Consider the following 14,243-nt stretch of genomic DNA (forward strand, 5'->3'; position numbering starts at 1 on the left):
TAGCAAAGTATTGAATCAAGGAACAGCATTTGCAACAATCATTCAAATCATTAATAAGTAGTATCATTGCCCTAAAAACAGGATATGGTTGAGCAGATAAACAAATCTCTTGATATTTTATTGGTGGAAGACAATGAAGGCGATATTGTTTTAACGATGGAAGCGTTGGCCGAGGTAACACTAAATAACCCTGTCTCGGTGGCAAGGGACGGGGAGCAAGCATTGGCATTCCTAAAAAAAGAAGCCCCTTACGAAGATACAGTTATGCCCAACCTTATATTATTAGATATAAACCTGCCAAGGGTAGATGGTATAGAGGTATTGCTGTTTATTAAAAAGCACCCTGCTTTGAAAAGGATACCCGTTATCATGCTTACCACTTCCAATTCAAAAAATGATATTAATGAGGCATATAGCAACCATGCAAATTTTTACATCACGAAACCCGTGGACCTTGATAGCTTTTTTGCATTGGTGCAAAGCATACAACTACATTGGACAAGCGTTATAAAACTTCCTGCTGATTGATGGATGATTATTTTTTACCACAAGGTACACAAGGGGGTAAGAAGCACAAGGAACACAAGGCGATTGGCATATTATTAAAGGCACAAAGCATTTAAAATCAAAATCTATTGCTGTTATATATTTTTAATATTCATTTTTAAATAGAACATCTGTGACAACCCTTATCAATATCTTAATAATAGAAGACAATGAAGTACACTTATACTTGCTCAACCAATACCTTACCCTTTCATCACTGAGGATAGGCACCATTTCACATGCTGCTTCTATTGACGAAGCACTCACCGTTTTAGATACAGAAGTACCCAATATCATTTTCCTAGACTTGTTTTTGCCCGACAGCGAAGGCTTGGAATCGTACACCATCATCCAAAATAAAATAAAGACGGCTGCTATCATTGTTATTTCCAGCTTGTCTGACATAAACACTACGCTGGAAGCCCTTGCTTTAGGGGCAGAAGATTATTTGGTAAAAGGCGAGTTTGACGACAGGATACTGGAAAAAACGGTACGCTATAGTATAGAGCGGAAAAAATCTGAAATACAGCTTCAAGCATCCGAGGCCAAGTACCGCCAGATTTTTTATAACAACCCCTCCCCTATGTATATTTATGATTTGGAAACATTAAACATACTGGAATGCAACGAGGCTGCCGTAAAAACCTACCAATATGCACGGGAAGAATTTACCAAGCTGAGTATATTGGATTTAAGGCCACCAGAATTGCGGGTTCACCCTGTAATTAACGACCCAAATGAATTAAAAAATTTGCTTTCTAACCCTTTGCCACATCAAAAGAAAAATGGGGATATAATCATGGTAGAAATTTCATTCTACCATATTGAAATGAACGAGAAGGTTGTAAGGCAGGTACAGATTAATGACGTAACCGAAAAAATAGAATTGCAAAAAGCCCTTACCGCCCAGCAGGAAGAAAAACAACGTTCCATTACTGCTGCCACCATCACAGCACAAGAAACAGAAAGGGCAGAACTAGGCCGGGAACTGCACGATAACATAAACCAAATTCTAGTAACGGCACTTTTATTCCTAGATAATGTGATTGTTACTCAAAAAATAGATTTTGAGCGCTTGAAATATATCAAGCAAATTATTTCAGAATCTATCAAAGAAATAAGGAAACTAACCAAAGGGCTAGTGCCGCCTGCCTTGGACAATATTGGGCTAGTACAGGCATTAGAAGGCGTACTAAGCAACCTAAGGGTACTTGACAATATGACCATTAATACTTCCTTTGCCGATTTTTCGGAAAACTTAATATCGGAAGATCAAAAGTTAATGATTTACAGGATAGCACAAGAGCAATTGAACAATATAGTTAAGCACTCGGGTGCTTCTGTCGTAGATATTTCATTGCAACTAAAAGATGAGAGTTTAGAACTGGCTATTAAAGACAATGGTAAAGGTTGCGACCTTACTGAAAAAAGAAATGGCGTTGGGCTGCAAAACATTAGTACCCGGGCGGCATTGCACCATGGCAAAGTATTCATCAATTCAGCCCCCAATCAAGGTTTCGAGTTGGCGGTGAATTTCCCGATTATGGATGAAGCGTAACTATCTAAATTTCAAATAATTAAACGTTTTAGATATATGGGCAAAGGACGGTTGGAAGCATTTAGCGATGGGGTAATAGCCATAATTATCACCATCATGGTGTTGGAAATGAAAGTGCCGCATGGCGATTCGTTGCAATCGTTGCAGCCTTTAATACCCGTGGCCATTAGCTATGTGCTGAGTTTTGTAAACGTGGGCATATATTGGAACAACCACCACCACATGCTGCAAGCTGCCAAGCACATCAACGGCAGTGTTTTGTGGGCTAATATACACCTGCTTTTCTGGCTATCCTTGTTCCCGTTTGTTTCGGGCTGGATGGGCGAAAACCATTTTGCCCCCATACCTGTTGCCTTGTATGGGGTAATTTCCCTAATGTCTGGCGTGGCATATTATATGCTTTCGCAATGCCTTATTGCAGTGCATGGCAAAAATTCCACCTTGGATATTGCTATTGGCAAAGATAAAAAAGGGATTGCCTCTGTAGTTTTAGATGGTTTAGGCATTGTGCTTAGCTTTATCAACCCGTACTTAGGTTTGTTCATGTATTTCTTGGTAGCTTGTATATGGTTTATACCAGATAGGCGCATTGAAGACAAACTAACGGAAACCGAAAAACTATAAGGCAACATCATTTGAAATTAATTTTTATGATTATCATCATAAATTATATTTGTTCATAGTATTACCTTTGTAAGGTTTACAACAAAAACCCGTATTGAGGGTTATATTTATGTACATTTTAATTATACAACAATGAAAACAAAGTTTTTAGTATTAACACTCGTTTTAGCAATAGCATCTTTTGCCGTGAATGCACAAACAGCTAAAACCGAAACAATCAAGGTATATGGCAACTGTGCTCAATGCAAAAGCCATATCCAAAAAGCAGCTAAGGCAGGTGGTGCTGCGGTAGCTACTTGGAATGTGGACACAAAAGTATTGTCAGTATCCTTCGATGCCACAAAAACTTCTTCCAAGAAAATACAGGACAAAATAGCCGAGGCAGGTTACGATACCCAAGATGCTACCGCCACAAAAGCAGCATACGAAAAGCTGGACGAATGCTGCCAGTATGATAGGAAGAAAGCAAAGGGTTAACTGTTGACCGCGTATCGTTAACCGAATGTAGGGGCGTATTGCATACGCCCCTACTGCATACGACCATTCGCTTTCTGAAAAAACATTTCTACCCTTTGTGGTAAAACTTTCGCTTAAATACAAATCTTTAATCATCAATTGAAAAAATTACTCCTCATATTATTTGCCGCAGCCTATATAGTGGCTGCATTGGGGGTAAACCTGCATTTCTTCTATTGCTGCGAAAAGCTATCAAGCGTTTCCATTTCACAGGCTCAGCCTGTTGATAATTGCGTGCATACCACTAAAAAAGGCTGCTGCACCAACAAAACGGTAAATATCAAACTCACTACCGACCAGGAAAAAGTAGTAGAAGTACACAACAACACCCCATTGGTATTCACCATACCCGCTAACAACTACTTTGCTGCCAACGATAATATTCAATGGCAAAAAACAACAATCCCTTCTTTACTCCCCCTTTCCCCACCCTGCTTCCCGTCGAGGCAAATATTGTTTTGCATTTTCAGGATATGATTTTTTGAATATTTCTGCCACGAAGGCACGAAGATTTAATGAAAAAGAAAGTAGCTGTTTTTCTTCTTTTTTCTTAGAGCTGCTTAGAGCCTTCGTGTCTTTGTGGCAAGCCCTTCGTGGCTACCTAAAAATTAATTCATCATTAATTCTGAAAACAATGAAACGATTATATTTCTTTTTTCTGTGCTTATTTGTGGCAACTATACCTGCAATAGCACAAAAGAAAAATGCCAAGACAGATACCCTAATGGTATATGGCAACTGCATACAATGCAAGGAACGCATTGAAAAAACACTCAACATCAATGGTATTTCCAAGGCCGATTGGGGTATTGACACCAAAATATTGACCGTAACATTCGATAGTACTAAGTTGAATATCCCCGCCATCCAGCAAAAGTTGGCAGCTGCAGGGCATGATAGTAAAACGGTAAAAGCTACAGAAGTTGCTTACAACAAGCTGCCTAGTTGCTGCAAATATGAAAGGGAACCTATTGCCTCAATACCAACCATCAACTCTGCTGCGACACAACATACAGTCAATACAAATAGCCTAATCACTGGTGTAGTGCTTCAGGAAACACAAAAAGGCAATATGCTGCCCATTGTCAATGCTACCGTTAGCCTGCTTGGCATGAACAACACGGTAGCCTCCGACAGCTTGGGTGTATTCCGCATAAAAAACAAAGATTTCCCAGCAAAAATAATCGTGCGTTATGTGGGCTTTATCCCCGATACGCTTTCTATTAACAATGCTTCAGACATTAAAGTAATCCTGAAAGACGACAAGACAAAAACCTTGAAGGAAGTTACGGTAACATCTGGCAGGCCATTTTCAGCTTATGTGTCCACGCTTAGCACGCTCAACACATTGAATATTGGCTCGAAAGAAATAGCAAAAGCAGCCTGCTGCAACCTGTCGGAAAGTTTCGAAACAACCCCCTCGGTAGATGTATCTTACAGCGATGCCGTAACTGGCGTGAAGCAAATACAGTTGCTGGGCCTGTCTGGCAACTATACCCAAATAACCACCGAAAACATCCCAGAAATACGTGGGCTTGCTGGTGCTTATGGGTTAACTTTCGTGCCTGGCCCTTGGTTGGAATCTGTACAGGTAACCAAAGGTACCGGCTCCGTGGCCAATGGCTATGAAAGCATTGCCGGGCAAATAAATATCGAGGAAAAAAAGCCAGACAAAGCCGAAAAATTATTGGTAAATGGCTACGCCAATATGCTGGGCAGGCTGGAAACAAGCGTAAACTATACCCAAAAATTAAACGATCGATGGGCTACTACGTTGCTTACGCACGCCAACATCACCAACACTAAAACCGATGACAATAAAGATGGCTTCCTAGATGTGCCAATAGGCCACCAGCTAAACCTCATCAACCGCTGGCGGTATATAGACAATAAGGGATTAATAGCACAATTTGGTATTAAGGCATTGGCAGACAAAAGGCAAGCAGGGGAAACGGACTTCAATCCCAACAATGACAAATTAACAACCAACAAATACGGCGTAGGCATTGATGTTGCCCAATACGAGGCTTTTGGCAAATTAGGCTATGTGTTTTCTGGAAAGAAATACAAAAGCATTGGCTTTATATTCTCTGCAAAAAATTATACCAACAATGCCTATTACGGCCTAACGAAATATGATGGCAGGCAAAGCTCGTTGTATGCCAATTTAATATACCAGTCCATCATAGGCACTACCGAGCATAAGTTTAGGACGGGGCTTAGTTTTAGCAACGACAACTACAACGAAACATTTGCCTCCACCATTTACAAAAGGGTAGAAACCGTACCTGGTGCTTTTTTTGAATATACGTTTACCCCTACCGATAAATTCACGGCTATACTTGGCTTGAGGGAAGATTACCACAACCAGTTTGGCTTTATTACTACGCCCCGCCTGCACCTGAAATATGATATTACCAAAACAACCAACCTTCGGTTTTCAGCAGGTTCCGGGTTTAGGGTAGCCAATATTTTTGCAGAGAATACAGGCCTTTTTGTAAGTAGTCGCCAATACAATATCCTGAATCCAACAAACAATTATGGCTATAGCCTAGACCCTGAAAAAGCGTGGAACTATGGCATCAACCTTTCCCAACAGTTTACGCTGAATAAACACAAAGGCGCTGTAAGCATTGATGCCTACCGTACAGATTTTAAAAACCAAGTAATAGCCGATGTGGATGCCAACCCACAGCAAATAAACTTTTACAACTTAAACGGAAAGTCATACTCCAATAGCGTGCAAGCAGAGGTAAACTACGAATTATTGCAGCGTTTTGACCTAAGGCTTGCCTACCGTTGGCTAGATGTGCAAACCACTTACCATGGCATATTGATGGAAAAGCCCCTCACCGCCCGCCACCGTGCTTTTGCAAACCTGGCTTACGAAACAGCCAACCATTTTAAGTTTGACTTTACCACCCAATGGTTTAGCAGCAAGCGTTTGCCCAACACGGCTGCCAACCCTGTGGGGTTGCAAATGCCCGCCAACTCCCCTGCTTACTTCCAGTTATCTGCCCAAATAACCAAGCAATGGGGCAAAACATGGGAACTGTATGTAGGTGGCGAAAACCTGGCCAATTACAAACAGGAGCAATTGTTTATAGACAACACCCACCCGTTCAGCCCGTATTTCGATGGCTCCATGGTTTGGGGTCCCGTAAACGGCAGGATGCTGTATGTGGGGGTAAGGTTTAAGGTATTGTAGGCAATCTAATTAGAGTAGCCACGAAGGCTCAAAGGATCGAAGCGGCACAAAGCTTTAAGGGAAGCAGAAAAGAAGCACTAAGAAAAATTATGTTATGAATACCTTTTAACCTTCTTTTGATTAGTGCTTCTTCTAAGTATAAAACCAGAAAAGGGTATCCCTTACTATGTTTTGGTATCTAACAGATCAGCAACTTCTTGTTGCAAAACAGGGATGTCTTTTACAAGTATTTTCCAAATTATCACATTATTTATGTTGTCATACGAGTGTATGATTTTATTTCTCAGGTCAACAATTAGCCTTGCATAAGAAAGCGGAATTGAAGGGTTTATTTTCAAAATTTTGCTAATGGCTTCACCTATAATTTCCAATTCCCGTTCTACTGCCCTTCTGCTCGTAATATTATTTATATACGCTTCAAAATTTCTTTTATAGTCAAGATGAACATCAATTAGGCTAATGGATACCTTTATATCGTTCAAAAGTTTTAGTTCATCAAGGCTCATACAATCCTAATTTTCTGGGTATTAATTTTTTGTATCAGGTAAGGGTTGGTTAATGTTTCCTCTGCCACCAAGTCTACTTCCTTGTGAAGCAAATCTTGCAAAGCGTAAAGCAAGCTAAAATAATCATTGGCATATTTTTCAAAGTGCGTGTTGGGTGGGAAACTGAACAAAAAATCAACATCGCTATCTGCATCCATCTTATTGATAGCGGCACTTCCAAAAACATAAGCACTAACAGCCCCATGCTTCGTAAAAAGCAACTTTATTTCTGCCAGGTTCTGTTCAATTATTTTTTCCATATTAAGCAAATCTACAAATCTTATGCTTTGTTCAAAAAACTTCATCACGATGAACAAGCATTTAAAATCCATTGCCATTCTTTACGAGGCTTGCAACCTCGTAGCCCTATACTGTTGATTACAGCAACAAAAGAATTGCCAATTTACTAAAAGTTGACAAATCATGGCCACGCAGCGACAGAACGGAGCGAAAGCTATGCGCACATGCGGTGCACTAGCAACACTATTTTTGGCGTGGACTAGCTGAGCGTTGCACCTAATTTTGGTAGTGTATTTTAATCCTGAATTTAAATTTTAGGTCTTTTTTGAAGCTAACTCATTGAAATTCATTGTTTTATGTTTTTTACAAGTGAGTGATTTGTGAGTGAAAAGTGAGTGAAAAATGAGTGATTCGTGAGTGATTTTTGAGTGGAAAGTGAGTGATTTGTGAGTGAAAAATGAGTGTTTTTTGAGCCTAAAATGAACATATTATTAATTTTTAGTTGTATATTAAATATAGTGGCATGAGGTCAACAACCATGGCTTGGGCAACTAGAGCGGTTGCCCTAACAGGGACAACGAGGCCACATATTGTAAAATTGGGAAAAATTTACGGGCTATTGAAAAAAACAATCCTATATGGGGGCATATTTCCCCCATGAATGCCCCAAAATTCCCCCATGGTGGGAGAATTTGAGTTATGAGTTATGGAGGCAGCGGTAGAACGAAAAGTTAGGTACGCGCTACAGGCGGTGCAACAGCAACAATGTTTTTGGCGTGGAGTAGCTGGGTGCCAGTTGTATGATCTTTATTTTTGGCAAATTGCAAAGCAAGCTTATTCGAGGATTGGGGAAATAGGATGATATTTAGGTGGTTGTTGCTTGGTTGATATTTTGTCATGCTTTTAAGTTGCATTTTTGAGCTATATGTCATTAAAATGCTTCCCAAATTTTTCCCAATGTGGGGAGGCTGGTGACGCTGCTACATTTGTTATAGGATCCACATACATTAGAAATGGTTTAGTGCCATCTTTGTATGTATGAAAAGGGAATTTAGAGTCTTTCTTTATTTCTCTTTTAAGTGATAAAAGTATTTTGGCAATTAAGTTTGCTGTCATGTCAATGAGCCAAACTGAAAAATGAGAAACTGTATAATCCTTAGATTCTTCACCATAATTTTTAAATGTTCGCCTTATTTTATTTGAGCAAATAAACCTAGCAAGAAGTTTCCCGGGTTCTATTCTGGACTCAAACGAATATTCATTTATATCACTTCTTTTATGAATGAGTTCAGACCGGTAGTCATATAGCCTTATGACAAACTCCTTATTTAAACTTTCAATTGTCCCTGCAATATCTCTTTTGGATAAGTCGTTCTGAGGGTCACGTGCAGACTTGCTGATTGATGTCCATTGAGGCGTTTTTTCTTTATCAGAAATGCAGAAGTTTATCAAAATACTGAGATAATCAAATATTGAAGCAAGATGAAATACTATACTGTCAAAGATTGCGGAAACTTCTTTTTCAGCGTATTCGAAATCTGGATGTTTTTTTGGATAAATTAAGGTTGTATATCTTTCAGGTTCATTTTTAATTCTTTTCTCAATTCTTTGTTCAATAAAATAGTGCTGTTTTAGCAATAATTGGTAATGAAATAGGGAGCTAAATAATCTGTATGTAACATTTTCTTTTAGCTCAAGTATTTTATGGTTTCCTCCCCAAATATTTTCAATGTGAAATCCATAGTCTAATGCTAAAGCAGTAAACCCTTCACGTAAATTTACTAGCTTTTCATCTGAGTCTGCAAACGTTTTGTTCCTGTCTAAGATATCAATAATCTCTTTCATTTGAAATATGAATAAAGGTGTAAAGTACAAAAGCATTTAAAATCATGACATCGGAGTGTCTGCAAATTTCATGATTTTTTCCTGTAGCAGATGAAATTCTATTTTCAATAATCACAAAAGGTCGTTTGCTTAGATTTCAACTGGCGCCAGTCTTCCGTAAGGATGGCTGGTGTCTAAATAATAAGCCAGTTTATAACTACCTTATGCTTCATTCTCCCCATCTTTTCGAGGTACGAGAAATCTAACCGAATATAAGCGAGTTGCTATTAATAGTTAGCTAGCGTTTGCAAATCAATAACAGCCTATATTCGGTTAGGCCTCTCCTAAGGTAGAAGTAACGGTGGCTGATAAGCGGGGTTTGATGAAAGCGAAGTTTTTTTACTAGCAGCCACTCTACTAGTTACCTACTGGCGCCAGTGTTCAGCGTTAGCTGGCCACTGGTGTCTCCCAAATAAGCCAGTTTGTAACTGGCGGTTGCAATATCTCTTCTCTGTCAGGCTTTTAGCTTAGTAGCCCTATGCTGTTTCCTATATCGCAACAAAAGGGTGCATAAAAGTTTTTCGCTACAGCCACCCGCATTTTGATAAATCTAAATGCTAATCCCATCGGGATTTTACGTTTATAGAAATCAAAAAGCCCGCTATCCTTCGACCCCTTCGGGGTCGCATGTGTGTTGTGTATCAACTGTTTTCTATAAACGTTTGATGCCGATGGCATCAGCCCAATCAAACAGATGTTCCAACTGGCGCCAGTGTTCAGCGATAGCTGGCCACTGGTGTCTTCCAAATAAGCCAGTTTGTAACTGGCGGTTGCAATAACCGCTGGCGCCAGTGTTCAGCGATAGCTGGCCACTGGTGCCTCCCAAATAAGCCAGTTTGTAACTGGCGGTTGCAATACCTCTCCCCGCTAGCGCACGAGCCTCAATAATCAATAGTCGCTGGCGCATCGCCTATGGTCTGCCCTTTCCCACTAGCGCCAGTGTTCAGCGATAGATGGCCACTGGTGTCTTCCAAATAAGCTAGTTTGTAACTGGCGGTTGCAATATCTCTTCTCTGTCACGCTTTTAGCTTAGTAGCCCTATGCTGTTTCCTATATCGCAACAAAAGGGTGCATAAAAGTTTTTCGCTACAGCCACCCGCATTTTGATAAATCTACACTAATCCCATCGGGATTTTACGTTTATAGAAATCAAAAAGCCCGCTATCCTTCGACCCCTTCGGGGTCGCATGTGTGTTGTGTATCAACTGTTTTCTATAAACGTTTGATGCCGATGGCATCAGCCCAATCAAACAGATGTTTTCATCCTATACAGTTAGCTTTGTACTAGCAAAGCGAAAAACTTTTATGCCCCGCTAGCGCACGTAAAACAATCGGGTTGTGCTGCCGCGTGCCTATGGCGCGTGTGCCTTCGCTAAGGCCGGCGCCAGTGTTCAGCGATAGATGGCCACTGGTGTCTCCTAAATAAGCCAGTTTGTAACTGGCGGTTGCAATATCTCCCCGCTAGAGCACGACTCTAAAAATAAAAGTAGTGTTGCTGGTGCATCGCCTATGGTCTGCCTCTCGCTCCGTTCCCCCGTCTTTTCGAGGCACGAGAAATCTAACCGGATATAAGCGGTTTTCTTTTAATAGTTAGCTAGCGTTTACAAATCAATAACAGCCTATATGTGGTTAGGCTTCTCCAAAGGTAGAATTAACGGTGGCTGATGAACTAGGTTTGATGAAAGCGAAGTTTTTTTACTAGCTTCATTGCTGTTATGCTTGTAGTCTCGTTGCACATAGATAGCTTAAAAAAACAGGTGCCAATATTTTGAAAAACAAGTAGCTTTATCAATTATAAAGAGATTAAACAACAACATAAATTAGCTTCTTAACAAATATGATACATCCTAATTTTCAGCCTAATATGCCCATTATAATTGATTTATTTAAAAGGCACAGCATAAAAAACGCTTATTTCTTTGGATCGGTACTCACCGATAAATTTAATGATAAAAGCGACTTGGATATTTTGATAAACTTTAAACCTGAAGTTACCGACCCTTTGCAAAAAGGCGAACTGATGTGGGATTTGCAATTTGCAATAGAAGATACGTTTAACAGAAAAGTAGATTTATTGCAGGAAACAACACCTAAAAACCCTTATTTCATCAAAGAGCTTCAAGAAACGAAAGAATTGATTTATGAACAATAAATATAACCAAGCCTTACAAACTATAAAAACTTGTATCGAGAATATTGAAACTTATATTGGCAGCCCCCAAATTTTTGAACACTATAATAGCAGCTTGATAACACAGCAAGCAGTGGAACGCAATTTGGAAATAATTGGCGAAGCCACCAAGCGTTTGCTGGACATAGACCCCAATATTACCATATCCAACACTAGGCCAATTATCAACGCAAGTAACAAAATAATTCATGGATACGATGAAATTGAAAACCCACAAATTTGGGGGATTATTATCAAGCATTTGCCTATTCTTAAGCAAGAAATAGAAGCACTATTGAACAATTAAATGTAGTTCTGCCAAGGTAACAAAAAACTGCTCTACAAGCCCCCATTGGCGCCGGTGTTCAGCGTTAGCTGGTCACTGGTGTCTCCCAAATAAGCCAGTTTGTAACTGGCGAATGCAATATATCTTCGCTGCAAGGCTTTTAGCTTAGTAGCCCTATGTTGTTGCTTAAAGCAACAAAACACCATGCTTTCAAAATTGATAAAAAGCCTTATTTTTGTGTGGCAAAAGTATTTAAGCAAAGTGTTTTACAAACCTAATGTTCTAGCGGCAGCATCGTAGTTCTTTTTTTACTAATATTAAGATAGTTGTAGTCCCAAAATTTGATCTTGCATTTATGGCTGTAAAATAGGCAAAAAATACGCACAAAATGAGCATAAAGTACGCATAAAATAGGCACAAATTACGCAGAAAATAAGCACAAAATAAGCACAAAACACGCACAAAAATTTGATGTTGTTGTTGATAATCAATGGCTTACAAGTTTGGCAACGATTTTTGAAAATAGAAACAAATTAAAAATCCCACAAAAATGGCAAAACTGAAACTATTTTAATAAAAAGCCCCATAAAAGTAATAGTATAAAAATTGTATAAGTGTCCTCGTTTTTACATCCCCATGCTTAGTCCCTTTCCAGTGCAAGAGTTTGTCGCTACCTTTATTTAACCCAGATTTAAAAATGGGGCGGATGGGATGTATGGTTCTGCTAAGGGGATTTTTTTTATTAAAAAAGGGGGAACTTTTATGCACCCTAAATTTATACATAATATTTGCTAACCTTTATAGGGCTTTGAACCCTATAAAGGTTAGCACCCGTAAACAAAAAAAGCAAAAGATGAGAAAAGCAATTTATCTACAAATACTATACTTATTTATAATCATTGCGGCTACAGCCCAAGCACCCCAATTGCCAATATACACAAAGGCAGACACACTAAGGGGCAGCAACAATGCAAACAGAGATTGGTGGGACGTGCTGAAATACGATATATCGGTTACCCCCAACCTTGATAATAAAACAATACACGGTGTTTGCACCATTACTTTTAAAGTAGTAAAACTAGGGTCGGTAATGCAAATAGACTTACAGGACACATTGGCAATCATTAGCACTAGCATTGTTAACGCTAACCGTATATTTCAAAAACACCCCAACATAACATTTCACAAAGAAGATGGCGTTTATTTATTGCAAACAGGTAACGCCCTTAGAAAAGACTCTATTTATGCCTTGAGGATTGTTTATAATGGTAAGCCACGGGAAGCAGTAAACCCACCATGGGATGGCGGATGGGTTTGGAAAAAAGATGCAAATGGCAAACCATGGGTTAGTGTTGCCTGCCAAGGGCTAGGTGCAAGTAGTTGGTACCCATGCAAAGACATACAAAGTGATGAGCCAGACAGCGGCGCTACGCTTAGCATCACCACGCCAGACAGCTTGGTTTCTGTTGGCAATGGCAGGATGGTTTATCAAAATACAATGGATAGAACCTGTACTAGCAAGTGGCAGGTTACAAACCCAATAAATAACTATACCATCATACCTTATATTGGCAAGTATGTAAACTTTACCGATACCCTGATGGGCGAAGGCGGCAAGCTAGACCTAAGTTATTGGGTTTTGGATTATAACCTAGAAAAAGCCAAGCTACAGTTTGACCAAGCAAAACCCATGCTCCATTGTTTTGAATACTGGTTTGGCAAATACCCTTTTTATGAGGACAGCTACAAGCTGGTGGAAGCCCCCTACCTAGGCATGGAACACCAGAGTGCCGTGGCTTACGGCAATGGGTACAAGAATGGCTACCATGGCCGTGACCTTAGTGGCTCTGGCTGGGGCCTGAAATGGGATTTTATAATAGTGCACGAAAGCGGGCATGAATGGTTTGCAAACAGCATTACCACCAAAGACATTGCCGATATGTGGGTACACGAAGGGTTTACCAATTATTCCGAAGTGCTATATACCGAATGGCTCTTTGGCAAAGAGGCAGGCAAAGATTATTGTGTAGGCATCCGCAAAAACATACTAAACGACAAGCCAATTATTGGCCCCTACGGCGTGAACAAGGAAGGCAGCAGCGATATGTATTACAAAGCCGCCAACACGATACAAAACATTAGGCATATTATTAATGACGATAGCCTTTTCAGGCAAATACTTCGGGGATTGAACAAGGAATTTTACCACCAAACTGTTACCACGCAGCAAATAGAAACCTATATTAGCCAACAGAGTGGCATCAACCTCCAAAAAGTATTTGACCAATATTTAAGGACAACCCAAGTGCCGGAACTGCATTACCATATTAATAAAGATCCATCTAGCATTACCCTAAATTGGGCAAACTGTGTTGATGGCTTCAACATGCCCATTACCATCCCATTATCTTCACTCACCATAAATATAGGTACAAACAAAACAACGGTAACCCTAACCGAAGAAGAAATGGGATGGTTTAATAAGAAAAACCTAGAAAGGGAATATTATATAGTGGTAATTAAGAATTAGGAATTACTACTTAAAAAGCAATAAGTAATGTAAGGCATTAGGTTTTTATGCTTATCTTGTATGATCCTTACGCTTACGACTTACGACTTACGACTTACGACTTACGACTTACGACTTACGACTTACGACTTACGAC

At 39.7% G+C, this 14,243-nt stretch carries 14 protein-coding genes; 9 read left to right on the plus strand and 5 right to left on the minus strand.

Features of this window, described 5'->3' with window-relative positions:
* Positions 1-84 precede the first annotated feature (84 nt).
* The 6 genes from ACHFIY_RS17125 to ACHFIY_RS17150 all read left to right on the plus strand — a co-directional run bounded on the left by ACHFIY_RS17125 (position 85) and on the right by ACHFIY_RS17150 (position 6,452).
* A complete protein-coding gene (locus ACHFIY_RS17125) occupies positions 85-528 on the plus strand; it encodes a response regulator (protein ID WP_410847342.1) in 444 nt (147 codons plus the stop codon).
* Positions 529-679: 151 nt separating this feature from the next.
* Positions 680-2,104, plus strand: a complete 1,425-nt coding sequence (locus ACHFIY_RS17130) for a response regulator (protein WP_410847343.1) — start codon at positions 680-682, stop codon at positions 2,102-2,104.
* A 36-nt stretch (positions 2,105-2,140) separates the two neighbouring features.
* Positions 2,141-2,728, plus strand: a complete 588-nt coding sequence (locus tag ACHFIY_RS17135; RefSeq protein ID WP_410847344.1) for a TMEM175 family protein — start codon at positions 2,141-2,143, stop codon at positions 2,726-2,728.
* Between the two features lie 132 nt (positions 2,729-2,860).
* On the plus strand, positions 2,861-3,205 hold the full coding sequence (locus tag ACHFIY_RS17140) for a heavy-metal-associated domain-containing protein (protein ID WP_410847345.1): 345 nt from the start codon (positions 2,861-2,863) through the stop codon (positions 3,203-3,205).
* 138 nt (positions 3,206-3,343) lie between these two features.
* Positions 3,344-3,721, plus strand: coding sequence for an HYC_CC_PP family protein (locus tag ACHFIY_RS17145; RefSeq protein WP_410847346.1), 378 nt, complete (start codon positions 3,344-3,346; stop codon positions 3,719-3,721).
* A gap of 157 nt (positions 3,722-3,878) precedes the next feature.
* Positions 3,879-6,452, plus strand: a complete 2,574-nt coding sequence (locus ACHFIY_RS17150) for a TonB-dependent receptor domain-containing protein (RefSeq protein WP_410847347.1) — start codon at positions 3,879-3,881, stop codon at positions 6,450-6,452.
* Positions 6,453-6,616: 164 nt separating this feature from the next.
* Here ACHFIY_RS17150 and ACHFIY_RS17155 read toward each other — a convergent pair whose 3' ends face one another.
* The 4 genes from ACHFIY_RS17155 to ACHFIY_RS17170 form a co-directional block, all read right to left on the minus strand.
* Positions 6,617-6,958 carry a HepT-like ribonuclease domain-containing protein gene (locus tag ACHFIY_RS17155; RefSeq protein ID WP_410847348.1) on the minus strand — a complete coding sequence of 114 codons (342 nt, stop codon included), beginning with the start codon at positions 6,956-6,958 and terminating at the stop codon, positions 6,617-6,619.
* The gene (locus ACHFIY_RS17160; protein ID WP_410847349.1) at positions 6,955-7,257 is read right to left on the minus strand and encodes a nucleotidyltransferase family protein; all 303 of its coding nucleotides are present in this window, start codon (positions 7,255-7,257) and stop codon (positions 6,955-6,957) included. The genes ACHFIY_RS17155 and ACHFIY_RS17160 overlap by 4 nt, the downstream gene beginning before the upstream one ends.
* A gap of 711 nt (positions 7,258-7,968) precedes the next feature.
* Complete coding sequence (locus tag ACHFIY_RS17165) at positions 7,969-8,136, minus strand: hypothetical protein (protein WP_410847350.1); 168 nt, start codon at positions 8,134-8,136, stop codon at positions 7,969-7,971.
* A gap of 22 nt (positions 8,137-8,158) precedes the next feature.
* Complete coding sequence (locus ACHFIY_RS17170) at positions 8,159-9,082, minus strand: hypothetical protein (RefSeq protein WP_410847351.1); 924 nt, start codon at positions 9,080-9,082, stop codon at positions 8,159-8,161.
* Between the two features lie 1,903 nt (positions 9,083-10,985).
* Here ACHFIY_RS17170 and ACHFIY_RS17175 point away from each other — a divergent pair.
* Positions 10,986-11,273 (plus strand): nucleotidyltransferase family protein, encoded by a 288-nt coding sequence (locus ACHFIY_RS17175; protein WP_410847352.1) that lies wholly within the window; start codon positions 10,986-10,988, stop codon positions 11,271-11,273.
* On the plus strand, positions 11,263-11,598 hold the full coding sequence (locus tag ACHFIY_RS17180) for a HepT-like ribonuclease domain-containing protein (RefSeq protein ID WP_410847353.1): 336 nt from the start codon (positions 11,263-11,265) through the stop codon (positions 11,596-11,598). The genes ACHFIY_RS17175 and ACHFIY_RS17180 overlap by 11 nt, the downstream gene beginning before the upstream one ends.
* A 32-nt stretch (positions 11,599-11,630) precedes the next feature.
* On the opposite strand, the gene ACHFIY_RS17185 is transcribed toward ACHFIY_RS17180, so the two are convergent.
* Positions 11,631-11,783 (minus strand): hypothetical protein, encoded by a 153-nt coding sequence (locus tag ACHFIY_RS17185; protein WP_410847354.1) that lies wholly within the window; start codon positions 11,781-11,783, stop codon positions 11,631-11,633.
* 647 nt (positions 11,784-12,430) lie between these two features.
* On the opposite strand from ACHFIY_RS17185, the gene ACHFIY_RS17190 reads away from it, so the two are divergent.
* Positions 12,431-14,107, plus strand: coding sequence for a M1 family metallopeptidase (locus ACHFIY_RS17190; RefSeq protein WP_410847355.1), 1,677 nt, complete (start codon positions 12,431-12,433; stop codon positions 14,105-14,107).
* The last annotated feature ends 136 nt before the right edge of the window (positions 14,108-14,243 follow it).

It is taken from the genome of Parasediminibacterium schistidii (assembly GCF_046546515.1).
In the GTDB taxonomy this organism is placed as follows: domain Bacteria; phylum Bacteroidota; class Bacteroidia; order Chitinophagales; family Chitinophagaceae; genus Parasediminibacterium.